At 70.8% G+C, this 23,568-nt stretch carries 22 protein-coding genes and 3 pseudogenes; 13 read left to right on the top strand and 12 right to left on the bottom strand.

Features of this window, described 5'->3' with window-relative positions:
* Positions 1-7: 7 nt before the first annotated feature.
* Together AC0B9F_RS12050 and AC0B9F_RS12045 are read left to right on the top strand one after the other, a co-directional pair.
* Positions 8-583 carry a DUF2243 domain-containing protein gene (locus AC0B9F_RS12050; RefSeq protein WP_472001456.1) on the top strand — a complete coding sequence of 192 codons (576 nt, stop codon included), beginning with the start codon at positions 8-10 and terminating at the stop codon, positions 581-583.
* Positions 583-1,440: a cytochrome c oxidase assembly protein gene (locus tag AC0B9F_RS12045; RefSeq protein WP_472001454.1), complete on the top strand. Its 858-nt coding sequence runs from the start codon at positions 583-585 to the stop codon at positions 1,438-1,440. The genes AC0B9F_RS12050 and AC0B9F_RS12045 overlap by 1 nt, the downstream gene beginning before the upstream one ends.
* Positions 1,441-1,491: 51 nt before the next feature.
* Here AC0B9F_RS12045 and AC0B9F_RS12040 read toward each other — a convergent pair whose 3' ends face one another.
* Both AC0B9F_RS12040 and AC0B9F_RS12035 read right to left on the bottom strand, forming a co-directional pair.
* Complete coding sequence (locus AC0B9F_RS12040; protein ID WP_472001452.1) at positions 1,492-1,992, bottom strand: lamin tail domain-containing protein; 501 nt, start codon at positions 1,990-1,992, stop codon at positions 1,492-1,494.
* Between the two features lie 124 nt (positions 1,993-2,116).
* A complete protein-coding gene (locus AC0B9F_RS12035) occupies positions 2,117-2,452 on the bottom strand; it encodes a winged helix-turn-helix transcriptional regulator (protein WP_472001450.1) in 336 nt (111 codons plus the stop codon).
* Positions 2,453-2,548: 96 nt separating this feature from the next.
* On the opposite strand from AC0B9F_RS12035, the gene AC0B9F_RS12030 reads away from it, so the two are divergent.
* Together AC0B9F_RS12030 and AC0B9F_RS12025 are read left to right on the top strand one after the other, a co-directional pair.
* Positions 2,549-3,430, top strand: coding sequence for an NAD(P)-dependent oxidoreductase (locus AC0B9F_RS12030; RefSeq protein ID WP_472001448.1), 882 nt, complete (start codon positions 2,549-2,551; stop codon positions 3,428-3,430).
* Positions 3,431-3,555: 125 nt separating this feature from the next.
* A complete protein-coding gene (locus tag AC0B9F_RS12025) occupies positions 3,556-6,756 on the top strand; it encodes a DEAD/DEAH box helicase (protein WP_472001446.1) in 3,201 nt (1,066 codons plus the stop codon).
* Positions 6,757-6,791: 35 nt separating this feature from the next.
* On the opposite strand, the gene AC0B9F_RS12020 is transcribed toward AC0B9F_RS12025, so the two are convergent.
* The 3 genes from AC0B9F_RS12020 to AC0B9F_RS12010 all read right to left on the bottom strand — a co-directional run bounded on the left by AC0B9F_RS12020 (position 6,792) and on the right by AC0B9F_RS12010 (position 9,540).
* On the bottom strand, positions 6,792-7,277 hold the full coding sequence (locus tag AC0B9F_RS12020) for a DUF6083 domain-containing protein (protein ID WP_472001444.1): 486 nt from the start codon (positions 7,275-7,277) through the stop codon (positions 6,792-6,794).
* A gap of 156 nt (positions 7,278-7,433) precedes the next feature.
* Entirely contained in the window at positions 7,434-8,885 is a 1,452-nt protein-coding gene (locus AC0B9F_RS12015) for an amidase (protein WP_472001442.1), read from the bottom strand.
* A gap of 166 nt (positions 8,886-9,051) precedes the next feature.
* Positions 9,052-9,540: a carboxymuconolactone decarboxylase family protein gene (locus AC0B9F_RS12010; protein WP_472001440.1), complete on the bottom strand. Its 489-nt coding sequence runs from the start codon at positions 9,538-9,540 to the stop codon at positions 9,052-9,054.
* A gap of 97 nt (positions 9,541-9,637) precedes the next feature.
* Here AC0B9F_RS12010 and AC0B9F_RS12005 point away from each other — a divergent pair, with 97 nt between their 5' ends.
* A complete protein-coding gene (locus AC0B9F_RS12005; protein ID WP_472001438.1) occupies positions 9,638-10,609 on the top strand; it encodes a pirin family protein in 972 nt (323 codons plus the stop codon).
* Positions 10,610-10,985: 376 nt separating this feature from the next.
* Here the strand turns inward: AC0B9F_RS12005 and AC0B9F_RS12000 are convergent, their stop codons facing one another.
* Positions 10,986-11,309, bottom strand: a complete 324-nt coding sequence (locus AC0B9F_RS12000) for a hypothetical protein (protein WP_472001436.1) — start codon at positions 11,307-11,309, stop codon at positions 10,986-10,988.
* A 521-nt stretch (positions 11,310-11,830) separates the two neighbouring features.
* Here AC0B9F_RS12000 and AC0B9F_RS11995 point away from each other — a divergent pair.
* Complete coding sequence (locus AC0B9F_RS11995; RefSeq protein ID WP_472001434.1) at positions 11,831-12,694, top strand: DMT family transporter; 864 nt, start codon at positions 11,831-11,833, stop codon at positions 12,692-12,694.
* 220 nt (positions 12,695-12,914) lie between these two features.
* Positions 12,915-13,268 carry a hypothetical protein gene (locus tag AC0B9F_RS11990; RefSeq protein WP_472001431.1) on the top strand — a complete coding sequence of 118 codons (354 nt, stop codon included), beginning with the start codon at positions 12,915-12,917 and terminating at the stop codon, positions 13,266-13,268.
* A 35-nt stretch (positions 13,269-13,303) separates the two neighbouring features.
* Here the strand turns inward: AC0B9F_RS11990 and AC0B9F_RS11985 are convergent, their stop codons facing one another.
* On the bottom strand, positions 13,304-14,989 hold the full coding sequence (locus AC0B9F_RS11985) for a chloride channel protein (RefSeq protein WP_472002121.1): 1,686 nt from the start codon (positions 14,987-14,989) through the stop codon (positions 13,304-13,306).
* Between the two features lie 730 nt (positions 14,990-15,719).
* Between AC0B9F_RS11985 and AC0B9F_RS11980 the strand changes: the two genes are divergently transcribed.
* The gene (locus AC0B9F_RS11980) at positions 15,720-16,223 is read left to right on the top strand and encodes a MarR family winged helix-turn-helix transcriptional regulator (protein ID WP_472001429.1); all 504 of its coding nucleotides are present in this window, start codon (positions 15,720-15,722) and stop codon (positions 16,221-16,223) included.
* Positions 16,224-16,645: 422 nt separating this feature from the next.
* Positions 16,646-17,134 carry a GNAT family N-acetyltransferase gene (locus AC0B9F_RS11975; RefSeq protein WP_472001427.1) on the top strand — a complete coding sequence of 163 codons (489 nt, stop codon included), beginning with the start codon at positions 16,646-16,648 and terminating at the stop codon, positions 17,132-17,134.
* A gap of 76 nt (positions 17,135-17,210) precedes the next feature.
* Here the strand turns inward: AC0B9F_RS11975 and AC0B9F_RS11970 are convergent.
* Positions 17,211-17,501, bottom strand: a pseudogene (locus AC0B9F_RS11970) (substrate-binding domain-containing protein); the annotation flags it as partial.
* Here AC0B9F_RS11970 and AC0B9F_RS11965 point away from each other — a divergent pair.
* Positions 17,499-18,007: pseudogene (locus AC0B9F_RS11965) on the top strand (glycoside hydrolase family 32 protein); the annotation flags it as partial. The pseudogenes AC0B9F_RS11970 and AC0B9F_RS11965 overlap by 3 nt on opposite strands.
* A 6-nt stretch (positions 18,008-18,013) precedes the next feature.
* A pseudogene (locus AC0B9F_RS11960) lies at positions 18,014-18,166 on the top strand (putative quinol monooxygenase); the annotation flags it as partial.
* Between the two features lie 90 nt (positions 18,167-18,256).
* Here AC0B9F_RS11960 and AC0B9F_RS11955 read toward each other — a convergent pair.
* From AC0B9F_RS11955 to AC0B9F_RS11945, 3 genes are read right to left on the bottom strand one after another with little or no spacing between them, the layout of a single operon-like run.
* Positions 18,257-19,219, bottom strand: a complete 963-nt coding sequence (locus AC0B9F_RS11955) for a PDR/VanB family oxidoreductase (RefSeq protein WP_472001425.1) — start codon at positions 19,217-19,219, stop codon at positions 18,257-18,259.
* A complete protein-coding gene (locus tag AC0B9F_RS11950; RefSeq protein WP_472001423.1) occupies positions 19,203-19,484 on the bottom strand; it encodes a hypothetical protein in 282 nt (93 codons plus the stop codon). The genes AC0B9F_RS11955 and AC0B9F_RS11950 overlap by 17 nt, the downstream gene beginning before the upstream one ends.
* Before the next feature lie 2 nt (positions 19,485-19,486).
* Positions 19,487-20,569, bottom strand: coding sequence for an aromatic ring-hydroxylating dioxygenase subunit alpha (locus AC0B9F_RS11945; RefSeq protein ID WP_472001421.1), 1,083 nt, complete (start codon positions 20,567-20,569; stop codon positions 19,487-19,489).
* A 305-nt stretch (positions 20,570-20,874) separates the two neighbouring features.
* On the opposite strand from AC0B9F_RS11945, the gene AC0B9F_RS11940 reads away from it, so the two are divergent.
* Together AC0B9F_RS11940 and AC0B9F_RS11935 are read left to right on the top strand one after the other, a co-directional pair.
* The gene (locus tag AC0B9F_RS11940; protein WP_472001419.1) at positions 20,875-21,699 is read left to right on the top strand and encodes an IclR family transcriptional regulator; all 825 of its coding nucleotides are present in this window, start codon (positions 20,875-20,877) and stop codon (positions 21,697-21,699) included.
* Between the two features lie 212 nt (positions 21,700-21,911).
* Positions 21,912-22,082, top strand: a complete 171-nt coding sequence (locus AC0B9F_RS11935; protein ID WP_361637512.1) for a hydrophobic protein — start codon at positions 21,912-21,914, stop codon at positions 22,080-22,082.
* 823 nt (positions 22,083-22,905) lie between these two features.
* Here the strand turns inward: AC0B9F_RS11935 and AC0B9F_RS11930 are convergent.
* Positions 22,906-23,466, bottom strand: a complete 561-nt coding sequence (locus tag AC0B9F_RS11930) for a DinB family protein (protein ID WP_472001417.1) — start codon at positions 23,464-23,466, stop codon at positions 22,906-22,908.
* Positions 23,467-23,568: the final 102 nt, after the last annotated feature.

The following is a 23,568-nucleotide window of genomic DNA, read 5'->3' as shown; positions in this document are numbered from 1 at the left end:
GCGGGCGATGGCCACCACAGCGGGTGCACAGCGGGCGGTTGCGGCACCGGGCAGCCTCCGGCTGCCGGGCATCATCCTCGGCGTGGGTCTCGGCGGCTTCGTCGACGGCATCCTGCTGCACCAGCTCCTGCAGTGGCACCACATGCTCACGAGCACCAACCACGACCGCATCGGAGTGAAGTACTACGACCCCCACACCGTCTCCGGACTGGAGATGAACACCGTGTGGGACGGGATCTTCCACACCGTGTGCTGGCTCGCCGTACTGCTGGGCCTGGCCGTGCTCTACTCCCGCGTCACCCATCAGCGGCGGGCCGTGTGGGCGTCGAGGGTGCTGTGGGGCTGGATCCTGGCCGGCTGGGGCGTGTTCAACCTCGTCGAGGGACTCCTGGACCATCAGATCCTCGGCATCCACCACGTCCACGGCGGCCCCCACCAGGCCTGGTGGGACGCGGGCTTCCTCCTGCTGGGCGCCGTGCTCATCGGCGGCGGCTACCTCCTCCAGCGCAGCGGCCGCCCTTTCACACCCGACGCCGCACTCGGTGCCGCGGCCGGTGACGGGCGGGCCGGAGGCCACGCCTGATGCACCCCATGCACCCCGAGAGCAGCCAGAGCGGCGCCGTCGGCCTGTCGACCGCCCTGACCGTCCTCGCCCTGCTGGCCGCTGCGGCCGGCTATCTGCTCGCGGTCCGGCGGGCCCGGCGCCGCAATCCCGCCCAGGGATGGAGCCGCCTGCGGACGCTCTCCTGCCTCACCGGGCTGGCCCTGCTCGCTGTGGCTCTGCTCCTGCCGCTGGCTCCCGTCGCGCACACCGACTTCCGCGGCCATATGACCCAGCACCTGCTCATCGGCATGTACGCGCCGACGGCCCTGGTCCTGGCCGCCCCGCTCACCCTCCTGCTGCGCGCGCTGCCGCCGACCCGGGCCCGGCGCGTGACGGCCGTCCTGCACAGCCCGCCCGCGCGGCTGCTCGCCCATCCGGCGGTCGCGCTGACGCTGAGCACCGGCACCCTCGCCCTGCTGTACTTCACGCCGCTGTACAACACGGCCATGGCGCACCCGGCGGGACACGTGCTGACGCACGCGCACTTCCTCGTCTCCGGGTTCCTGTTCGCCTACGTCGTCGCGGGCCCCGACCCCGCGCCCGCGCGGCCCGGCGTGCGCGCCCGGCTGGTCTGCCTCGGCATCGCGATCGCCGCGCACGCACTGATCGCCCAGGCCATGTACGGCGGCTTCTTCGTCGACATCCACGCCCCCGTCGACCAGGTGCAGCAGGGCGCGGAGATCATGTACTACGGCGGTGACATCGCCGAACTCCTCCTGGCGGCCGCGCTGGTGGCCACCTGGCGACCCGAACGCCGCATCCCGCGTGCGACGCGGCGGGCGCACGTCGGCACCCTCGGCCCGGCTGAAGCGGCCGGGCCGAGTCCCGCGCGGTGAAGCCGGCGCGGGCAGCCCGCGACCGGTCACCGGCCCCGGGTCAGGCGTGGCTCAGCCGTGGTACGTGATGTAGCCGTTGCCGTCCCGGTCGTTGGCGCTCTTGGTGTACGAGTGCACGTCCGCGCGGGCGCCGCCCGGCTTGTACAGGTAGATGGTGTCCTTGTCGTTGTTCCATATGAAGTTGCAGTTCTGGCGGTAGACGACGTTGTCACGGTCGGAGTCGGTGCCGCGGCCGCCACGCAGCTGGACGTAGTCGCCCGGCTCGAGGGTGTGGTTGGAGGTGAAGGCGAACCTGTTCCCGGTGGCGTCCTTGACGACGTAGCCCTTGAGGTTGACGTTCGTGCGCGAGTAGTTCTTGATCGTCAGGTACTCGTTCCTGGTGTTGCCGCCGTTGCAGCGGTTGTCGTCGCGGCCCGGCGCGTCGTACTGGACGCCCTTGATCTTCAGGGCCGAGGAGTACTCGGCGGCCTGGGCGGGCGCGGCGGTCACGACGGCGAGCGTCCCGGCCGTGGCGGCCGCGAACGCGATGGCGTGGCGCATGCGGATGCTCATGAGGTGATCCCCCCTCAGTTGTGCTGGCGGTGCGGGCTGGAGCCTACCGGTCGTATGAGATGCGTGGCGGCCGTGTGACGAAAATGTGAAGACAGGTGGTGGTGCTCCTCCGGTTCGACGTGGGTCACCTGCGCCTGAGTCGCCCCCAGGCGGCCAGGGGCTGGAGTGCGCCGTTGAGGCGCATGCCGTCCTCGGTGAGCGAGTACTCGACGCGGGGCGGCACCTCGTCGTAGGAGACGCGGTGGACGACGCCGTCCGCTTCCAGCTCACGCAGGTGAGAGGCCAGCACCTTCTCGGTGATCCCCGGAAGCAGTCGACGCAGCTCGCCGAAGCGCCGGCAGGGATGCTCGTGGAGCGCCCAGAGAATCAGCACCTTCCACTTGCCGCCGATCACCTCCATCGCGGCATCGATCCCGCAGACGTGTCCGTCCGGTGCGCCCGGCCGGTTCAGCGTCGTCATGCCCCACCCCTCTGACGTGCTCGCTCACCCCGGGGTAAGCACCCACCGCGAAGTGCGTACTTGATCTCCTCCGGGCCTGTGGCCAGCCTAATCGGCATGACACAGAACACTGTTGAGAAGACGCCCGTCACGATGCTCGGCCTGGGCGCGATGGGTACCGCGCTGGCCCGCACCTGGCTGGCCGCCGGCCACCCGCTCACCGTATGGAACCGCACCCCGGCCCGAGCCGCCGTACTCGCCGCCGAGGGCGCCGGAATCGCGGGCACCGCGGCTGAGGCGGTCGCGGCGAGCACCCTGATCGTCGTCTGTCTGCTGGACGACACCTCCGTCGACGAGGTGCTGGAAGAAACCGACCTGGCCGGCAAGGACCTCGTCAACCTGACCACCAGCACCCCCGCCCAGGCCCGCGCCCGCGCCGAATGGGCCCGGGAGCGCGGCGCCCGCTACCTGGACGGCGGAATCATGGCCGTCCCGCCGATGATCGGCGTACCGGAAGCCGGCGGATACGTCTTCTACAGCGGCTCGCGCGAGCTCTTCGAGGAGCACCAGGAGACCTTGAGCGTGCCGGCCGGCACCACGTACGTCGGCACGGACGCGGGCTTCGCGGCCCTGCACGACGTGGCCCTGCTCAGCGCCATGTACGGGATGTTCGCCGGTGCCGCGCACGCCTTCGCCCTGATCCGCAAGGAGGACATCGACCCCACGGCGCTCGCCCCGCTGCTCGCCGACTGGCTCATCGCGATGGCCCCGGCCGTGCACCATACCGCCGACCAGCTGCGCAGCGGCGACTACTCCAAGAGTGTCGTCTCCAGCCTTGCCATGCAGGTGGCCGGCACACCGACCTTCCTGAGCACCGCCGAACAGCAGGGTGTCAGCCCGGAACTGCTCAGCCCCTACTTCGAGCTGATGCGCCGCCGACTGGCCGAGGGCAGCGGCGAGGAGGACCTCACGGGCGTGATCGACCTGCTGGTGCGCTGACCGGCCACGTACGACGTTGCCCGCCCCGCGCCGCTGATGGGGCGCGGGGCGGTCGTCTGGCCGGTGTTGCGAAAAGCGCGCGGTGGGCTTTGCCGAATTCGCGCCGCCTGCACCAGAGTATGCGCGTGCGGGAAAAGGACACGGTGGAAGCCGAATTGACGGTGGCTCAGCTGGTCGAGCGGCGCTGGGGAGGTGCGTTGCCGGAGCAGGGGCTGCTGCAACGCTTCACGGAACCCGGCTGGAGCTACCAGGAAGCCGTCCCTCATCCCTGCCCCGAGTGCACAGGCGAACTGCACTCCCTGCGCCGGCCGTACGAGTCCGGCGGACGCCAGTACCGGTACGTCGTCCTGGTCTGCCCGCGCTGCCCACGGGCGTTCACGCTGGCGGACCTCGGGGTGAAGACGTACGACAAGCTGCTGCGCCCCTCCCGCCCCGCGACGGTGCCGGGGGCGAGACCGGCACCGTCGATGACGGCGCGTACCGCCGCGCGCGTGATCGCCGGGCTGGAGAGGGGACCGCGCCCGCCCGGCCCGGGTGTCACGGTGACCGTCGTCGGCGCACCCCGTTCACCGGCCGCCCCGTCCGGGCCGGAGCCCGACTGGCCCGAGGACCTGCCGCTGCCCGCGCAGAAGGAGACGCGGGCCCTGTGGTGGGGGAAGATCACCGACCCCGGCCGGCGGCCGCCCGAGGCGGCACTGCGCGCGGCCGAGGACGTACGGGTCATCGTGCCGGCCGGCGAGCGGTACGCCGCACTGCGTCAGTGGCTGACCGCGCGGGGGGCGGCCGTACGCAGCGCCGAGCACTGGAGCGAGTGCGAGTACGTCACCACGCTCTCCGACGGCGGCAGTCCCACCGAACTCACGGCGTGGCCGGGGGAGGGCGAGACACCCGTGGCCGGTCCGGCCGCCCACGCGGCCCGCGACGCGTTCGCCGCCCAGTGGGACGCGCTGGACGACCTGCCCGACACCGGCGACGACGACTTCGTGCCCGTCGGTGACCTGGTCTCCGAGCAGTGTGCGAACCTGTTGCCGCATCCGGCGTTCAACCCGGTGCAGGCCGCGGTGGTTCCCGCCGTCGTGGACGGTGACGAGCACATCATGGCCGTTGCCCCGACCGGTGCCGGCAAGACCGTGATCGGCATGGTGGCGTCTCTCACCGCACACGAACGCGGCCGCAAGGCCGCATGGCTGGTGCCGCAGCGTTCCCTGACCGACGAGCTGGAACGCGACCTGGCTCCCTGGCGGCGCGCCGGACTGCGCGTGGTCCGGCTGACCGGCGAGGCCGCCGTGGACGCGGACCTGATCCGGGACGCGGACGTGTGGGTGGCCACGACGGAGAAGTTCGAGGCGATCTGCCGTGCCGGCTCCCTGCGCGCGGCCCTGGCCGAGGTCGGCTGCCTCGTCGTGGACGAGATCCATCTCCTGGGCGACCCCACCCGGGGCCCCGTCCTGGAGGCGCTGCTCGCCCGGGTGCGCGAGGACGCCGCCCGGGTACGGATCGTCGGGCTGTCCGCCACCGTCGCCAACGCGGACCAGGTGGCCGACTGGCTCGGCGCGCGTCTGATCCGCTCGCCCTGGCGGCCCACCCGGCTGACCTGGCAACTGCCGCTGATGTCCGACGAGGCCGACGCCGCGGACTGGGGCACGCGCAACAAGGCCCGCACCCGCCACACGGTCACGCTGGTCCGCCGCCACACCGCCGGCCGAGGCAGCGTCCTGGTCTTCTGCGGCAGCAAGCGCTCCGTCCGCACCACCGCGCTCGCGCTGGCGCACGACCGCGGCGTCGACACCACCGGAGCCGACCCGGACGACACGGACGTGGTGGAACGCCTGTGCACCAAAGCCGGTGTGCGCCTCCATTACCGCGACTGGCCGCACAAACGGGAATCCGAACACGCCTTCCGCACCCGGGAGGCCGACGTCCTCGTCGCCACCTCGACCGTCGCCGCCGGGGTCAATCTGCCCGCCCGGGCCGTCGTCGTCCGGGACACCCAGATCGGCCTGGACCGGATCGAAGTGTCCATGGTGCAGCAGATGTTCGGCCGGGCCGGACGCATCGGCGCCGGTGAGCGCGAGGGCCACGCCCACCTCCTCGCCTCGCCGGCCGAACGGCACCACTGGCAGGCCCGGCTCGCCGCCGGCTACACCGTCACCTCACGGATCCGCGACCGGCTGCCCGACCACCTCCTCGCCGAGGCCGTGCAGGCCCGGCTGTCCACCCTGACCCACGCCGAGCAGTGGTGGACCCGCACCTTCGCCTTCCACCAGGGCCAGCACCCCTTCGACCCGCTCCACGACGCCACCGATTTCCTCGCCGACAGCGGCTACCTGACCCGCACCGCCCAACCCGACGGCGAGATCAGCCTGCAGGCGACCGAACTGGGGCGCCTCACCAGCCGCTTCATGGTGGAGGCGGACCTCGCCACCGAACTGGCCGCTGCCACGGAGGAGTTGCCCATCCCGGACGACCCCGGCCAGGCGGAGCAGGCGCTCATCGCCACCCTCGCCACGCGGCTCCCGGCCCTGGAGCAGGCCCCCTTCACCGAGAAGGCCAAGCAGGAACTCTTCCGTGTCCTGCGCGAACTCGGCCGAACCGACGACGAGGACGGCGAACCACCGCAGGACGAGGACGACCCCGAGCCGGTCGCCGGTGACCTCGCCCGTGCCGTGCTCCTCCTCGTCGCCCGCGTCCCGCGCGCCTTCCGCGGCAGGCCCTCGTACGTCCGCGGCATCCCCGCCGACTCCATGACCCCCGTCCTGGACGAAGCCCAGCGCTACCTCGCCTGGCTCGGCGCCCAGGGGCCCATGGGCACCCTCCACCCCTGGATCGCGGTGGTGGCGGCCGACCTCGCCCTGCGCATCCGCTGGCGGACGCTGGGGCCGACGCGGGGCGCGGGCCGCCTGCTGTGGATGTGCGAGCAGATGGCGACCCCGGCCCACGCCGCCGCCTCGGTCCCCCAGATGTGGAAGGCGGCCCGCGCCCGCGGCATCGACGCCCCCGACTGGCCCGGCACCACCCCGCCGGGCGGCTGCCGCCTGTCCGGCGCCGACTACCGCGTGCTGCTCGCCGCACGCACCACCGGAACGACCGTCTCCGCCCCGCCCGGGCTCGACCATGCCGAGGTCCAGGCGCCGCGGAACACCACCGTCACGCTCTGGAACGGACACAGCGTCGAACGGCACTCCGGCACCGGCGGCACACTCACGCTGCCCTACCCGAAGCCGGAGGCCGACGATCCCTCCGCCGGGAGGAAGGGTGTGACCGTCTTCAGCAGGGCGGACCGCACTTCCGGGGGCTGGGCCGCCACCTACAACGCGACGACCTGAGAGACCCGTACCCGTTCATCCACCGAGGCCCGGTCTCAGCCCGCGTCGGTCAGCCGTTCCTGGAACCCTTCCGCATCGGCCGTCTGCTGCGCCAGGGCCGCGTTGTGGTCGCGCACCGCGGCCAGCCACCGCCACGGCCTGATCTCGTCCAGCGTCAGCCCGGGACAGGCCAGTTGGTGCGGTATCCGGCAGGTCTCACCGGGGCGCGGCTCGTCCAGGCCGCCGTTCCAGGCGACCCCGTTGCCGTCGACGTGCCAGCGGTGACCCCCGGGAACGAGGTGGGCGGGCACCCTGAGCCGGGGTTCGAGGAGAACGTGCTGCCCGGTGTAGGTGCCGCGACGCTCACCCGCCAGACCGCACTGGGGACACACGGGAGGGGCGGGCGGCTCGGGGCCGGTCGCGCCGTCGCGGGCGGCCTGGGCGCGGTCCGCCCGCTCCCAGGCCGCCGGCGTCCCCGGCGGCCGCTGCCGCTCTCCGTCCGGGCCGGATAAAGCGATGATGCGGTCGGTGTCGTCCCCCATGGCTCCGAGCGTGCGGGCGGCCGCCCGGCTGCGGGAAGGGCGCGATCCGGGCGCAAGGGGAGCATGCGGGTGGATGAACGAGCGGCGCCGGCAGCGCATCAACGTGCTCGAGTGACGCTGGTTGCTGCTCGTGTGGCGACAAGGGGGTGGCACGCCCTACTTCGGCGCCTGGAAACCGCCGATCTCCTGCTCAAGGAATTCGGCCAGCCGCAGCGGGGTGCGGTCCTCGAACATCGGACCGATGAGCTGCACTCCCACCGGCAGACCCTCGGGTGACCGGCCCGCCGGTACAGCGGTGGCCGGTAGGCCGGGCAGGGTGGCCAGACCGGCCCAGACGAGCTGGTCGAAGTACGGATACTCGACACCGTCGATGTCGAGCCGACGCTTCATCAGGTCGGGACTGTGGTCGTGCGGGAACGCGGGAGTGGGCGTGATGGGACACACCACGGCGTCGAACTCGGCGAAGAACTGCCGCCAGCCATGACGGTGGAGCTCGCGAAGGTTGTTCGCCTCGATCCAGTCGCGGTGGCTGAACACCATGCCGCGCAGCCGCGCCGCATCGAGACTCTGATCGTCTGCGCTCAGTCCGGCGGCGCGGGCCTGCAGCTGCTCGTACGCTTCGACGGGAAAACGTGCAACGGAGCCGGAGAACAGGAACTTCGTGTAGAGCACCGCGGCTTCGGTCAGACCGGGCAGCAGCGGACTGTCCCGCTCGACGCGAGCACCGCCGTCGACAAGCGCGTCGGCCACCCGGCCCACGGCCGCCCGCACGGCGGACCCGGTCGGAATGAGCGGATGCTCGTCGAGGACCAGGACCCTGAAGTCGCGGAGCCGTTCGTGGCGCGCCGGCGGCAGCGTCAGGTGGTACGCCCCACCGAGCGTCAGCGGGTCCGGTCCGGCCATGACGTCGAGCAGGAGCGTGAGGTCGCGAGCGGTGCGCGCCATCGGACCGACGACGGCGAGGTCGTGCTCGACCGGCAGGGCCGGCCCGGGCGGCGGGACCATGCCGCGGCTCGCCGCCAGCCCGAGTGTCGGCTTGTGCGCGTAAACGCCGCAGAAATGCGCGGGGGTGCGCAACGAACCGGCGAGGTCGGAGCCGATGGACAGCGCGCCGAATCCGGACGCCAGGGCCGCCGCCGAACCACCGGAGGATCCGCCCGACGTACGACGGTGGTTCCACGGGTTGTTGGTGGTGCCGTAGATCTCGTTGAAGGTCTGCACGTCCTGCAGCCCCACGGGCACATTGGTCTTGCCGAGCACCACCGCGCCCGCGGCCTTGAGCCGCGACACCTGCACCGCGTCCTCGGCCGGCACGAAGTTCCGGTGCGGCGACATACCCCAGGTCGTGGGCAGCCCCGCAATGTCGTACGACTCCTTGACCGTCACCGGAATGCCCAGCAGCGGCCGGTCCTCACCGCGGGCACGCGCCCGGTCGGCACCGCGCGCGGCGGCGCGTGCACGGTCGAAGTCCGGCACACAGATCGCGTTGATCGCCTCGTCGTCCCGTTCAATACGGGCGATCGCTTCGTCGGTCAGTTCCGCCGAGGTCACTTCACCGGCACGCAAGGCAGCCACGAGTTGTTCGGCCGTCGAAAGATTCCACTCCATGAATCCGACCGTACGGGCCTGTGGAAGAGGGCACGAAATGCCGCTTCACACAACGGGGTTCGTCATCACGCCCTCCCCGCGACCGACATCCCGTCAGCCGCTCTCCAGGGCCGAGAAACGCTTGACGCGCGATCCTTCAGTGGGCCGGCGCCGGTGGACACGTGATTCAGTGGGGCGGTGCCGGCCGTACCGGGTGCTTGCTCATGACGGAGACCCGGTTGAAGGCGTTGATGGTGATCGCCACCCAGATGGCGGCCGAGATCTCGTCGTCGGACAGGACGGAACGGGCGAGGGCGTAGGCGGTGCTCTGCGCGTCGGCGTCCGCCGGGTGGGTGGTGGCTTCGGCGAGTGCCAGCGCCGCGCGTTCGCGCGGTGAGAACAGTTCGGTGTCGCGCCAGGCGGGCAGTACGCCCAGCCGCTGGGTGGTCTCCCCGGCCCGCAGGGCGGCCCGGGTGTGCAGGTCGAGGCAGAAGGCGCAGGCGTTGAGCTGAGACACCCGGATGTTGACCAGTTCGACGAGGACGCGGTCCAGTCCCGCGTCGGCAGCGGCCTTGCGGACCGCTTCGGCGGTGGCGCTCATCGCGCGGTAGGCGTCAGGGCTCTGCTTGTCGACGAACACCCGCCCCCGGGTCGTCGCCGTCACCGTCTCCGCCACGTGATCTCCCTCATCGCGCGATCTTACGATGTACGTCCTATCGTCACCGCATGAATGTTGAAAGTCGAACTTTCCTTTTCGGGGCAGGAGCAGACCGGTGAGCAACACAGAAGCTCTGCACGCTGCCCTCCGGTGCGGCGGCGAGGCCGACGGACCGGCGCCCGCGGACATCGAGATCCTCACCCCGCGCGACGTACCCCTGGGCGGCCCCCGGGCCATGCGAGTGCGACGCACACTGCCGCAGCGCGCCCGGACACTGATCGGCGCCTGGTGCTTCGCCGACCACTACGGGCCCGACGACGTCGCCTCGAGCGGAGGCATGGACGTCGCCACGCACCCCCACATCGGCCTGCAGACCGTCAGCTGGCTCTTCAGCGGAGAGATCGAACACCGCGACAGCCTCGGCGTCCACGCCTTCGTCCGGCCCGGCGAGCTGAACCTCATGACGAGCGGCCACGGCATCTGCCACTCCGAGGTCTCCACCCCCGCGACCACGACCCTGCACGGCGTGCAGCTCTGGGTCGCCCTGCCCGAGGAACACCGCGACACGGCACGGGACTTCCAGCACTACGCCCCCGCGCCGGTTCCGCTGGACGGCGGCGAGGCCCGCGTCTTCCTCGGCACCCTCGCCGGGGACACCTCCCCGGCGCGCACCTTCACCCCGCTGCTCGGTGCCGAGCTGCACGTGGTCCCCGGCGCCACGCTCACGCTCGACGTCGCCCCCGACTTCGAACACGGCGTCCTCGTCGACACCGGACAGATCGTCCTCGACGGGACCCCCCTGAAGCCGGCGGAACTCGGTTACGCGGCGCCCGACCGCACGACCCTCACCCTGACCAACCCCGCGGACGAACCGGCCCGCCTCATCCTCCTGGGCGGCCCGCCGTTCCAGGAGGAGATCGTCATGTGGTGGAACTTCATCGGGCGGTCGACGGAGGACATCGAACAGGCGCGCCGGGACTGGATGGAAGGCCGGCGCTTCGGCGAGGTGGCGGGCTACGACGGTGATCCGCTGCCGGCCCCGGTGCTGCCGACGGTGCCGCTGAAGCCTCGGGGAAACCGGCGCTGACTGCGGGGATGTCCAGTCTGCTGACTTTACTGACGTAGCGTCGGATCGTGCCGCGTCCGGGAACCTTCGTAGCGGTACCCATGCACTCTTCCCGCATGCGGAGCAGCATGGTCAGCACGGGCACGCCGTCCGAGCCGCCATTCCGGTGAGGCGGTGCCCGCGGCCGACGACGGATCCATGGTTGTGCCCGGCACCAGTGCCCATATGGCGCGCATCCAGTTCCTGCATGATTCACAGCCCGACAGCCGCGACCGGGGCGGCGCGGACAGGTCGTGCGCCATGTCTCCGGCCCAAATGGCGAGCGCCCTGTGGCCCCCGGATGCATCGCCGGCATGAGGGCGGCCGATATCGGCGGGGGTGTTCTGGTGTCTGCGGGTCAGCACCATTCGTCAGCCAGGTGGGGGACGACCTTCCGGCAGTAGTGGCAAGTGGACCCGGCCTCCAGGTCTTCGGTCGAGCCGGCGCAGGTGGGGCACGATCCGCGTTCGAGGACAGGGCCGCGTTCGGCCGCGCAGGCGGGGCAGAGGTGCGCGACGACGTCGGGCGCGGCGGGGTAGCCCGGCAGGACCACGGCCGCCGGCCGGAGGACCCACCCGGCTTCCAAGATCATGTCCTCGAACTGAGCGTTCCCCGGCTCCCCGGGGTCCAGGTACAGGGCGAGGCAGCTCTCACGGTCGCAGGTCACGGCGTTGCGGATCATCGGATCTCCTGGTTCTCGGCGTGGCTGACCTGGCGAGGCGGGTGCCCGGGGCGTCCGTGCTCCATGCGTCCGGGATGCCATGAGTGATGGTCGCGGATTTTTCCCGATCGGCGAGGAGAGCGTTCAGGCTCGTGGTGCTCTGTTCCGGGAGGGGTGCGGAGGGTGTCGTTCTCCTGGTGCAGGTTCGTGTCGTTTGGGCGGGTAGAGCCCCTCATCGTCGACCAGGGCGGGCGACGAAAGGACACAGGCATGCTGTCTCACACGCTCCAGCGGGGCGTTCTCGTCATCACCGTGCAGAGTGACCCTGCGATGGGAAGAGCGCGCCGTGCTCGCCGGCCGGATCCACGATCTGATCCGCGCCCACGCGCCGGCGCCGGTCGCTTTCTCTGTCCATGACAGCTCCCGCCTTCATCTCTTTGAAGGAGTGGCTTATGGGAGCGACCGGGTATCTGTTACCCACCGCGCCTTGATCAGAAGCTGCGGGGTTTGTCGGCGAACGGGCGGGCACAACGGTAGCTCTCATGGTCTATGTCTTCGGGTTGACCGCCGCATGCTTGCTCGGCATCGGCTTCGTGCTTCAGCAGCACGCCGCCGAACGCGCACCTGCGGGTGATGTGCTGCGCTTCCGGCTCCTGTGGGATCTGGCCCACAGCGGTCTCTGGCTCGCCGGCATCGGCTGCATGGTGGCCGGGCAGCTGCTGAGCGTCGTCGCACTGGCCAAGGGCGAGCTGTCGCAGGTGGAACCACTGCTGGTGACCAACCTGCTGTTCGCGTTCGCGCTGGCACGCCGACTGAGCGGCCAGCGGCTCGGCCGGTCGGGCTGGGCGGGAGTACTGCTGCTCGGCGGGGGCGTGGTCGCCTTCACCGTGGCCGGCCGGCCCAGCGCCGGACCGGCCGACGCGGGGCCGCTCCGGCAGTGGCTGGTGATCGGTCTGGTGGTCGGCCTGGCGCTCGTGCTGATCGCCTTCGCGCGGCATCTTCCTCTCTTCGAGGAGCCCCCGCTCCTGGCCACGGCCGCCGGCCTGCTGTACGGCCTGCAGGACGCCCTGACACGGGTGTCGACCGAGGTCTACGGCACCGGCGGCCTCACCGCGCTGCTTGCTCGCTGGGAGCCGTACGCGTTGGTCGCCCTCGCCTTGACCGGGCTCATGCTGGTGCAGAGCGCCTTCGAGGCCGGGCCGCTGCGCATGTCCTTGCCCGCGCTCACAGCCGCAGAGCCCCTCTCGGGCATCGCTTGCGGTGTCGGCTTCCTCGGCGATCGCCTGCAGACCCATCCCGGCGCACTCGCCGCACAGGCGGCGGGGCTGGCAGCCGTCGTCGCGGGTGTCTTCGTCCTCGCCCTGCACCCGGCCATGCCGGGACATCCCGACCAGGACGAACCCTGACGGTCGTGTGTCGGACGGCGGCGCGGCGCCGGGCGTGCCCCGGCGCAGGTGTCCTCTGTTCCCCTGCCGTCCCGCGTCCCGATCGGCCGCCCGAATGCCCTGCTCAGCCCGGTTTACGTGCTGCGAGCCGAGGCAGCCCCCGGGCGTGCCCAAACGCGCTCTCGGCTATGGAGAACACCATGACCCAAGTCGCCGACTATGTCCTGCGGCGCCTGACCGAGTGGGGCGTTCAGCGGGTGTACGGCACTCCAGCGTCGGCTGGAGCCGGTCCCGGGTGCTGCCCGACCCGGACGAGCTGCGCAAGGCCGCGGACATCATCGACGACGGCACCAAGCTCGCGATCCTCATCGGCCAGGGCGCCGGCAAGGCCCAGGCTTTGTCCTGGACGGGACCACTGGCCGACCTGGCCGACCTGGTCGGCGCCCTGGTCAGCCGGTCGCCAGCCGGGCGTCGGAGCGGGTGGCGGTCAGCTGGTCCGCACGGTCGGTTCCGGGCGCGGGCCGAGGGCGACCATGGGGTGGGGCCGGTTGCCGCGGGGGAGCGTCGAGCTGGTCCGTGGGCACAGTGCGCTTGACGGCGTCCGGCGCTTGCCGTCCGCTGCCCAAGTGATCACGTGGGTGACGGGGTGTGCAAGGCGCGCAGGGCGCCTTGGTGGCTGAGCCAACCGACCGGGCAACCTTCGGCGGTGTCGAGGACCGGTACGCCGGTCCCGGACGCGGAGACCAGGTGGTGCAGCGCGCGGGCGAGCGGTTCCTCGGCGGTGACGGGGTGGGGAGCTTCGGCGAGCCGGCCGACGTCCAGTGGGACTCCGTCCGGCTCCTCGGCGAGGCTCTCCGCCACGCTCTGTGCGGTGACGACGCCGATGTAACGGCCGGACGCGTCAACGACCGGGAGAGCGCCATGGCCGGAGAGGGTGAGCAGGTCTGCGGCGTCGGCCACTGGCGTGGACGCGGGCAGCGGAGCCGGCAGTGGCTCCATGACCGCGGCGACCCGCTGGCCGCCGATCCGGGCGCCGGGCGCGGGGCCCTCCAGGTCGATGCCGCGGCGTCGCAGCTTGAGCGTGTAGATCGTGTCCCGGGACAGCAGGCGGCTGGTGGCCGTCGCGAGCACGATGGCGAGCATCAGCGGCAGGATGATCGAGTACTCGCCGGTCAGCTCGAAGAGGATCACCACGGCCGTGATGGGAGCACGGGCCGCGCCGGCGAACACGGCTCCCATGCCGACCAGTGCATAGGCTCCCGTGGGGCCGGCGGAAGTGGGAAGCAGCGCGTGGACACCCGCGCCGTACGCGGCGCCCAGCATCGCCCCGATGAACAGGCTCGGTGCGAAGACACCCCCTGAGCCGCCGATGCCGATGGTCAGGCTGGTTGCCACCATCTTGCCCACGAGAAGCAGGAGCAGGAAGGTGACGGCGTAGTGGCCCTCCGTCGCCTTCTCCAGCACGGGATAACCGACGCCGTACATTTCCGGCAGGAGGAGCAGCACCACTCCCAGGGCCAGGCCGCCGACTCCCGGGCGCAGCCACTCCGGACCGCGCCAGGCCCAGTCGCAGGCATCCTCGATCAGGTACAGCACACGGGTGAAGCCGACGCCGACCGCGGCGGCGACAACACCCAGCAGGGCGAACAGTCCGTACTGGGCGAGGTGGTCGACCCGGAAGCCCGGCAGGTTCAGGAAGGCCACGTCGCCGAAGGCGGCGCGACCGATGACGCTCGCGGTCACGCTGGCCAGGACCGTCGCGCCGAAGGCTTCGGCGGAGAAGGTGCCGAGGATGAGTTCCATGGCGAAGAAGACGCCGGCCAGCGGGGCGTTGAAGGTCGCGGCGATGCCACCTGCCGCGCCGCAGGCCACGAGCAGCTTCATTCGGCCTTCGGTCGCCTTCGTCACCCGGCCGAGCGTGGAGCCGAGAGCGGAGCCTATCTGGACGATGGGCCCCTCGCGGCCCACCGAGCCGCCGGAGCCGATGGTCAGAGCGGAGGCCAGTGTCTTCACCACGGCGACCTTGGGGCTGATCCGGCCGCCGCGCTGAGCGACCGCGACCATGACCTCCGGCACGCCGTGGCCGCGCGCCTCCTTGGCGAAGCGGTTCACCAGCGGGCCGTACAGCAGGCCGCCGACCACCGGAGCGAAGAGCACGAAACAGGGACCCAACCAGGGCAGCTGAGGGTGACCGGCGCCGGGCGCGGCAGCGTAGTCCGCGTGTCCCGACAGCAGGAGCGTGAACGTCCGGATGCACCAGCGGAAGACGATCGATCCCGCGCCCGCTCCGGCGCCGATCACCACCGCGAGGACCATGAGGCCCCATGGGGCGCTGCGCAGCTTCGCCAGTCCTGGGCCCGCTGGGCCCGCTGCCGATCCTCGTCCGGGGGTTGTATGCATGCTCCTGCGGTCTCCTCGATGTCAGGTGTGGTGGTCTTCGACGCTCTCCCTATTTTGCATTATGCAAAAGACGTCAAGGGAAGCCCCCCATGGCGCGGTGCGGCACAGGTGCGAGGCCGCCCTCCGGTGACGGGCTGGCCGACGCTGTGAGCAGCGCAGATGCGGTATCCCGGACCCCAGGACCTCCCGTCGGCGGTAGGTCGCGCTCGCGGACTGACCCCGTGAGCGCGACGGACACGGCGATCAGGACGGGACCGACGGTCGCACCGGCTGCGGCGAAGTGAAGCCGGTCGACCAGGTCCCGCATCCACCGGACGCCCACGCAGCAGGTGGCTGAAGAACTCTGCGATCCGACAGCCACGCACACCGGGCCAAAGTGACCACGGCACCGCCGATCTCCAAGGCGACCAGTCCGTTGATGGCCCGCTCCCGCGGGGCGGAGCAGCCGGCCCGGGACCGTCCGCGCCGGCTGCTTTGCCTGGGCTCAAGCACGGCTGTGTGGGGTGACCGCCATGGAGCTGGCCGCTGAAGCGGACAGTGCTTTGCCCGCATGATGCGAGTGGGCGCTTTGCTCACCGCGGGACCAGGCGGGATGTCGGCACGGTAGAAATGATGTATGGCGCACAGGGAGACCTCAGCAGGGGAAATGGACGATGTCGATGCGGTCACTCGTGCGGTGCTGACCGCCTCTCGGCTGCTGGTGGCCGTGTCGGCGCGCTCGCTTGCCGGGGTGGAGGAACGGGTCACATTGCCGCAGTTCCGGATGTTGGTGGTGCTCTTCAGTCGTGGTGCCACGAAGCTGGTCGATCTGGCGGCCCTGCTGGAAGTGGCCCCTTCCACGGCGATGCGCATGGTGGACCGGCTGATCGCGATCGGTCTCGCGGACCGGCAGCCCAACCCCGCGAACCGCCGGGAGACCATGCTGCAGCTCACCGACGAAGGACGGCGAACCGTCGAGACGGCCACAGCCCGACGCCGGGCGGAAATCGCCGGGATCGTACGCCGACTGCGACCTACCGAGCGACTGGCGCTGGTAGAGGCGTTGAACGCCTTCAATGAGGCAGGTGGGGAGCCACCCGCAATGGAGGCAGGCGGCGGAACCTACCCACTCGGCTGGATGATGGACACTTCTACGGGCTGGGAGTCCTGAGGCCGGGCACACCGCGGCGAACGAGCGGCTCAAGCACCGCAAGCCCGCAGAACGACGGCCCCGTCATCCCCCAGCTGTCCGGCTCGGTCGACGCCTGGCACCAGCAGACCGAGTGCCTGTTGCCGGCCGGCACCGCCGCCGTGCTGCGGGCGCGCGTGCGCTCCCTGCAGGTGCAGCGCCAGCAGGTGCAGCAGCGGATGCTCGACGGCAGCCACCGTCCGGTGGAATCTGTGGACACCGGGGACGACGTCCACCTGTCCTTCGACGAGGCGGTGCCTCGCGAGACCATCCCGGCCCGGATCACCCCACCGTCACCTCCGTGGCAAGGGCGGCCCGCGAAGTGCGCCGAGCGGTGCAGGAACGCCTGCCCCAGCAGCGGACCCGCTGCACGAAGGCACTCCCCGGTGCGAAATACTCTCCCGATGAGTTCACGCACTTCCCCGGCCAGCCGGCCGATCACCATTCGGAGGGCCGTCGCGCGGGATGCCAAACGGCTCACGCGGCTCGTGCGTGGCTCAAGCGCCTACGAGGGTAAGTACGCGGCCGCGGTCGCGGGCTACCGGGTCGGCCCTGATTACATCGAGGCCCACCGCGCCTTCGTAGCCGTCGGCGACGACGAGCAGGGAGGCCGGGTTCTCGGTTTCTACTCGCTCGTCCTCGCTCCACCGGAGCTCGACCTGCTGTTCGTGGCCGATGAAGCGCAAGGACGGGGTATTGGACGACTGCTCGTCGCGCACATGCAGTCCGAAGCGCGTGCCGCCGGGCTGGACCGGGTCAAAGTCGTGTCGCATCTTCCCGCCGAGGACTTCTACCACCGCGTCGGCGCAGTGCGGACCGGGACCGCGCTCGCGAACCCGCCCGCCGTGCCGTGGGACCGTCCCGAATTCGAGTTTCACATTCCTTCGGAATGACGCCCAAGCCCCGACTCACCGGACGTCGCCTCCACGACTGCTTTGTGCCGCACCTGGCCCGTCGCCTGGCTGGACCTCATATCGCCCGCTGCATGCCTCCTGCGGTCACCGCGGGGTGCTCGCCCGAGCCTCGGGTGATCAGCCGGGTGGGGACGGTGATGGTGCGGGCGCGTGAGCGGTCGCCGTCCAGGCGCGCGAGGGCGGTCCTCGCTGCGCTTCTGCCGATCTCTTCGGGGTCCTGGGCGACGACGGTCAGGGCCGGTTCGAGGGCCTCGGCGAGCGCCACGTCGTCGAAGGCGACGACCGCGACGTCCTTCCGTTTGCTGCGGGCGAGTTCGATGACGATGCCCAGCGCGACGATGTTGTTTATCTGAACTTCAAGGTCGGCGGCGGACAGCACCCGCACCAGGCCGGCACCGTCCTGGAACGGGGGCCGTTGCCCGAGGGCACGGTCCTCGCCGACTTCGAAGGCGGCACCTACGGCGGCTGGACGACGACCGGAGACGCCTTCGGCACCGCACCGGCCACCGGCAGCCTGCCCGGCCAGCAGCAGGTCACCGGCTATCTCGGCCACGGCCTGGCAAACACCTTCCTGAACGGCGACTCGACGACCGGCAGCCTCACCTCTCCCGAATTCACCATCGACAAGGACTACGTCGACTTCCTCATCGGCGGCGGCAACCACCCCGCCGACCAGGCCGACCCCACCACCGTCGAACTCCTCGTCGACGGCAGGTGGTACGCGACGCCACCGGAAACGACGACGAGGCACTCAACTGGGACTCCTGGGACGTCCGTGACCTCGCCGGCAAGAAGGCACAGATCCAGATCGCCGACATGAACTCCGGCGGCTGGGGCCACATCATGGCCGACCAGTTCCCCCGGGCCTACTGGATCTTCGAGGTATACCGGGACGAGGACGCCTTCCAGGCACATCTGAAGGCCCCGTACGGCGGCCCGTTCAACACAGCCCTCGCCCCGCTGATCGAGGAGGACGCCTCCGTACTGACGTTCCTCGGTCCCGTGGCCTGACCGCCTGACCGGGTCTGACTGCCTGACCGGGTCTGACTGCCTGACCGCGCCGGGCCCGCTGCTAAGGCCCGGCCCGCGGTCTTCGCGGGGTCAGAGGTCGAGGACGAGGCGCGGGCAGGCGGCGCGCGAGACGCAGATCATCATGGTGTCCATGGCCGCCTGCTCCTCGGCGGTCAGGAGAGAGTCCCGATGGTCGACGTCCCCGGCCAGGACGGGAGTCTCGCAGGTGCCGCACGTGCCCTCCTGGCAGGAGGACAGGACGTGTACGCCGGCCTCCTCGACAGCTTGCAGGATCGTCTTCTGCGCAGGCACCGTCACCGTGACACCGCTCTGGGCGAGTTCCACCTCGAAGGGGCCGTCCAGCACCGGCGCCTGGTGTTCCTTGGGGGCGAAGCGCTCGACATGCAGTGCCCCGGCCGGCCACGCCGCACAGCGCTGTTCGACGGCCTTCAGCAACGGTTCGGGGCCGCAGCAGTAGACCAAGGTGTCCTCGTCCGGGGCATCGAGCAGAGTTCCGAGATCAAGGAGGCCGTACTCGTCCTCAGGGCGCAGCGCCACGCGCTTCCCGTAGGTCGCCGTCAGGTGGTCGCTGAAGGCCATGGTGGCTCGGCTGCGGCCACCATAGGTGAGCGTCCACTCCGCACCGGCCGCCTCCGCTGCGGCGACCATGGGCATGATCGGCGTGATGCCGATACCTCCGGCGATGAAGAGGTAGCGCTCGGCCTCGGCCAGCGGGAAGTGGTTGCGCGGTCCGCGGACCCGTACGGTGCTCTCTTCCCGCACCTCGTCGTGGATCCGCCGGGATCCGCCGCGGCTGTCCGGCTCGCGCAGGACGGCGATCCGCCAGACGGAGCGGTCCGCGGGATCGGAGCACAGAGAGTACTGACGCACCAGATCCGGGGCGAGAAGCAGGTCGAGGTGGGCGCCGGGAGTCCAAGCGGGGAGGTCCGCGCCTGCGGGATCACGGAGCTCCAGTGCGATGACGCCGTCCGCCTCGGACGTTCTGCGGGTGACCACCAGGTCGAGTTCGGCCTCCTCATGCTTGCTGGTCATGGCTCGGCTCGTGTCCTCTCAGATCTCGGGGCCGGTCCGGGCGAGCGGCGGCAGGGAGGGGGTGGGAGGACGCTCCCTGCCCCGGATCCGCCGTCGACATGGTGGTCGGGTGGGCGAGCAACCACTCCCACAGCTCGACCGGGCCCTCGGCCTCGTGGCACGCTCCGCACCAGCACCAGCCGCGCAGACGGTCCGTGCCGGGGACCCAGACGACGCGGTAGACGGTGTCACCGGTCAGCATGACGGCAGGGGTGCAGGGGGGCATGCTCATGGTGCGGCCACGGCTTGCCGCTCGGTCGTGCCCGTCGCTTCCGGACCGGCCTCGGCCAGGCGCTTGAGGATGCGACGGGCCGCCAGACCGCCGGTGTCGATGTTGATGCTGAGCTCCTGCACTCCGGCCGGCTCGGAGGCGATCACCTGCTCGAGCCTGTCCAGGGCCGCGACGTCCTGGAGAACCACGGCGCGGTTGTTCTCCCGGAGGAAGTCGGAGACCTCCTCGTCCTCCAGCGCGAAGTCGCGGGCCACGGCCCAGAAGTCGTGCGTGGTGTGCTCGGTCTCGGGGGTGATGGCGTACACGACCTCGACATGGAAGGCGTGCGGGTCGCTGCCGTTCGCGTCGGGGCCGGGTGCGCCGACGGGGGCGATGCGGGAGTGCAGGAGGTAGAGGCCCGGGGCGTGATACTCGATGTCCTGCCAGCGGGTGATGCGCCCGGTGATCCCGGTGGACCGGGCATAGAAGGGCGGGCACTCCGCGTCGTCCATGTGGCGGCTGACGTAGACGACGCCGGCTGCCTCGTCGACCTCGGTGGTGATGGGCGTCTGGGCCACCTCGGGGGTGCCGATGTAGCCGCCGTGCAGATACGTCTCGTGGGAGAGGTCCATGAGGTTGTCGACCAGCAGCCCGTAGCGCGCCGCCAGAGGCTCCATGCCGCATACGGTCGTGTACCGCGGCGAGTCCAGCCACGGACTCCGGGGGATCAGGGTCTCGTCGGCCTTGTCTCGGTCGCCGATCCACACCCATACGAAGGAGTCCTGCTCCTTGACGGGGTAGGTGTTCAACCGGGCCGTGCGCGGCACGCGGGTCTGGCCCGGGACCGCCGTGCACACGCCGTCCGCGCCGTAGGTGAAGCCGTGGTAGCCGCAGACGACGCTGTCACCCACCAGACGGCTCGGGGCCTCGGACAACGGGAAACGACGGTGAACACAGCGGTCGGCCATCGCGGTGACCTGGCCGGCTTCCGTACGCCACAGCAGAACCGACTCCCCGCACACCGTGCGGGAGAACAGCTCGCGGCCCACCTCATGGGCGTACGCGGCGACGTACCACTGATTGCGGGGGAGTGATGACATGACTCTCCAACGAGGCGACATGAACGGCTTGAGGCGTGGTCAGAGCCAGAGTGCCGCCCGTCACCACATCTAAGAAGCGCCGCTTCCGGATAACGGAAGCAGAAGGGACGTTGAAGGGCGCGAACACCCCGTAGCACGGGCCTTCGTGGACGCCCGGGTGCAGACGATCCACGGCGGAAGTTATACGAACTATTGACGGGCGTGCATCAAATGCCTAACTTCAGGAGTGCACCAGGGAGCGGCATCAGCGGCGACGCCGGCGGCGAGCCGCCGGACCCGGCTTCCGGTTGGACGAGGAGAGCCGCATGCAGGACGGACAGCGGACGACCGCCACGGTCACGGGAAGGGCCATGCGGGTACTTGAGGCCTTCTCGAGCGTCCGCCCAGTGCTCCGCCTCACGGACATCTCCCGGTACAGCGGCCTGCCTCTGACCACTACGTACCGCCTCGTCAAGGAGCTCACATGCTGGGGCGCGCTGGAGCGGGAGGACAGCGGCGGCTACCGCATCGGCCTCAGACTCTGGGAGATAGCGGCTCTGGCACCGCGTGGCCTGGGGCTGCGCGAGCTGGCTCTGCCCTACCTGGCGGACCTGAATCAGTTCACACGGGAGAACGTGCAACTGGCCGTGCGCGAGGACCTGTCGGTCGTGTACGTGGAGCGGCTTGCCGGACGAGGAGCCGTGCCGGTACTGACCCGGGTAGGCGGCCGATTCTCCCTTCCGCCCACCGGGGTCGGCCTGGTGCTCCTCGCGCACGCTCCCGCTGCGATGCAGGAGCAGGTCCTCAGCCTGCCCCTGACCCGCTACACGGAAAGGACTCTCTGCTCTCCCGCGCAGGTACGGCGTGCTCTCGCTGAGGTGAGGCAAACCGGAGTCGCCATCAGCGACCGGCAGGTGACGATGGACAGCATGTCGGTCGCGGCACCGGTGTACGGACCAGGGGGCGGTGTGGTCGCGGCCGTGTCGATCGTCGCGCACGCCGACACCGCCCACGCCCACGTCCTGATCCCTCCCGTCCTGGCTGCCGCTCGTGGAATTTCCCGAGCCCTGGGAGCACCTGTCCCCAACAGCGGCGCCCACACCCCAAGCGGAGCCGACCCGTCCCCGCCCACCCTGGTCCCAGGTGCCTGAACCGCCAAAAGGGAAACCGGAGTTCAGTAAGGGCGGTGGCCACGATGCCGTCGGCTCCTCGGCGCACCGCCGGGCTTCAACCGGTCAGGTCCGCGTCCGTTGAACCCCGCGCACGCCGTGCCCGTATGCCCTCCACCCTGTGAAAGTAACTCGGCGATCGGGTGTTTGCCGGGGCGCGATGAGAGCACACGACGGCCAGGAGGTTGATGACAATGGTTCCCCTGCTTCTGGTTCTTCTACTGGCTCTGGTTCTGTTCGGTGCGGGCTTCGCGCTCAAGGCCCTGTGGTGGGTCGCGGTGATCGTGCTCGCGGTGTGGCTGCTCGGTTTCGTCGTCCGGCCGGCGGCCGGTGGCGGCCGCCGGGGCCGCTGGTACCGGTGGTGACCGGTAGCGCGCCCTGAGCGGTAAGCAGTCGGCGTCATGAGCGATGGCGCCCGTGGGGTGGGTCGACCCGAAAAGGGTCGGCCCACCCTCTTTTTGCGGCCCGCCGGACAGCCATGAGCGCTGACGGACCGGAAGAACAAACAGGACGTACAACCTGGTTGGGGTATACCGGGTGGAACGGCGGGTACTGAGTGGCGAGTCGGCCCTCGCGGACCCCGCAGTGGGAACCCTGCGCCTCCTGGTTCGCGGGGGCCGATGCCGCGGTGCCGGCATGCCGGCCCGGTTCAGCCGCGCACCGCGTCACCGGTCAGGGTGGCGCTCACGTATTCCTGGGCCGGCTTCACACGGCTCACGCTCCTCGTTGCCGCGGGACCTGGGGGAACTCATCGGTCGTGATGCCGTGCTCCCCGTCGGCCGGGTAGCCCAGGGTCGAAGAGGCGCCGCACGGGACGGGCCATGCCGGGCGCGGCGGGGCATCGTGACTTCCCCCGTATGTGGCTCGCCGCCCTCCGGCGGCGGCCGTACGCAGTGATGCGGCGTCTGCCGCCCCCGGACTCGTGAGCGGATCAGACCGACGGTGCCTCCCGCGGTGCGGGCAGCCGCGTGGAGGGCGGTGCGGAACGCACGCAGGTCGGTGTCCGGGAGCGGGCCGTCCTCCCGGCGGAAGAAACCCGTTGCACCGCGCGGGATGGTGAACCGTACGCCGCTGTCGTCGACCACGGCACCGAGACTATGCCTGGTCGCTGTCGGCGCGTTGAGGCGTGGCGCCGCTCACGTACCCGGGCAGCCGCAGTCCCGCAATCTGATCAGCGGAGCGACCCGCTCACTGCCCCACCCGTCCGTCCACGCACTCGCGCAGGAGGTCCGCGTGGCCGCAGTGGCGGGCGTACTCCTCGATTCTGTGGACCAGCAGTTCCCGTACGGCGATCCGCTCCTTGCCCACGTGCTCGCCCAGGTCCGGGTACGCGGCCAGCGCGGCGTCGGTCGCCGCCTGTTCCCGCTCCAGGTCGGCGAACGCGGCGTCGGCCACGGCCTGTTCGCCGACGGCCTCGTCGAAGTCCGCGTCGCGCTTGCCGTACAGCTTGGGCAGGGGGTCGCTCTCGGAGATCCAGTTGCGCCAGTCGCGTTCCACCTCGGCGAGGTGCCGGACCAGGCCGAGCAGGGACATCGTCGACGGCGGGACCGAGCGGCGGGCCAGTTGTTCCGGGCTGAGGCCGTCGCACTTCATGCGCAGGGTCAGGCGGTAGTTCGTGAGGAAGTCCTGCAGCGTCGGCAGCTCACCGTCCGGGCTGGGACCTTCGCTGTTGCGGGGATCGTCGTCCGGGTTCGCCCACATGTCTGGGTAGACGGTCGCCTGGGTCCATCGCGCGGGTCGCTCAGTCATGTGGGGCATACTCCTGCACAACTGCCCGCCCCGGCCATCGAGTTATCGTCCACGAGGTGGCAGCGCAGGTGTCGTCCGGGGGCGGCGGGGCGGTCCCTGGCC

The sequence above is a fragment of the Streptomyces sp. NPDC097129 genome, assembly GCF_055668065.1.
Note: the sequence above shows the minus strand (reverse complement) of the source record. Positions and strands in the feature narration are given on the sequence as shown.

Excerpts from the sequence above, each read along its gene's own strand:
- AC0B9F_RS12000 (WP_472001436.1), bottom strand. The coding sequence starts at position 11,309 with ATGATCCGCAACGCCGTGACCTGCGACCGTGAGAGCTGCCTCGCCCTG.
- AC0B9F_RS11975 (WP_472001427.1), top strand. The coding sequence starts at position 16,646 with ATGAGTTCACGCACTTCCCCGGCCAGCCGGCCGATCACCATTCGGAGG.
- AC0B9F_RS12035 (WP_472001450.1), bottom strand. The coding sequence starts at position 2,452 with ATGACGACGCTGAACCGGCCGGGCGCACCGGACGGACACGTCTGCGGG.
- AC0B9F_RS12020 (WP_472001444.1), bottom strand. The coding sequence starts at position 7,277 with ATGGGGGACGACACCGACCGCATCATCGCTTTATCCGGCCCGGACGGA.
- AC0B9F_RS12015 (WP_472001442.1), bottom strand. The coding sequence starts at position 8,885 with ATGGAGTGGAATCTTTCGACGGCCGAACAACTCGTGGCTGCCTTGCGT.
- AC0B9F_RS12045 (WP_472001454.1), top strand. The coding sequence starts at position 583 with ATGCACCCCATGCACCCCGAGAGCAGCCAGAGCGGCGCCGTCGGCCTG.
- AC0B9F_RS11985 (WP_472002121.1), bottom strand. The coding sequence starts at position 14,989 with ATGGTCCTCGCGGTGGTGATCGGCGCCGGAGCGGGCGCGGGATCGATC.
- AC0B9F_RS12050 (WP_472001456.1), top strand. The coding sequence starts at position 8 with ATGGCCACCACAGCGGGTGCACAGCGGGCGGTTGCGGCACCGGGCAGC.
- AC0B9F_RS11940 (WP_472001419.1), top strand. The coding sequence starts at position 20,875 with ATGCAGGACGGACAGCGGACGACCGCCACGGTCACGGGAAGGGCCATG.
- AC0B9F_RS11930 (WP_472001417.1), bottom strand. The coding sequence starts at position 23,466 with ATGACTGAGCGACCCGCGCGATGGACCCAGGCGACCGTCTACCCAGAC.
- AC0B9F_RS11955 (WP_472001425.1), bottom strand. The coding sequence starts at position 19,219 with ATGACCAGCAAGCATGAGGAGGCCGAACTCGACCTGGTGGTCACCCGC.
- AC0B9F_RS11980 (WP_472001429.1), top strand. The coding sequence starts at position 15,720 with ATGGACGATGTCGATGCGGTCACTCGTGCGGTGCTGACCGCCTCTCGG.
- AC0B9F_RS11950 (WP_472001423.1), bottom strand. The coding sequence starts at position 19,484 with ATGCCCCCCTGCACCCCTGCCGTCATGCTGACCGGTGACACCGTCTAC.
- AC0B9F_RS12040 (WP_472001452.1), bottom strand. The coding sequence starts at position 1,992 with ATGAGCATCCGCATGCGCCACGCCATCGCGTTCGCGGCCGCCACGGCC.
- AC0B9F_RS12030 (WP_472001448.1), top strand. The coding sequence starts at position 2,549 with ATGACACAGAACACTGTTGAGAAGACGCCCGTCACGATGCTCGGCCTG.
- AC0B9F_RS11995 (WP_472001434.1), top strand. The coding sequence starts at position 11,831 with ATGGTCTATGTCTTCGGGTTGACCGCCGCATGCTTGCTCGGCATCGGC.
- AC0B9F_RS11935 (WP_361637512.1), top strand. The coding sequence starts at position 21,912 with ATGGTTCCCCTGCTTCTGGTTCTTCTACTGGCTCTGGTTCTGTTCGGT.
- AC0B9F_RS11945 (WP_472001421.1), bottom strand. The coding sequence starts at position 20,569 with ATGTCATCACTCCCCCGCAATCAGTGGTACGTCGCCGCGTACGCCCAT.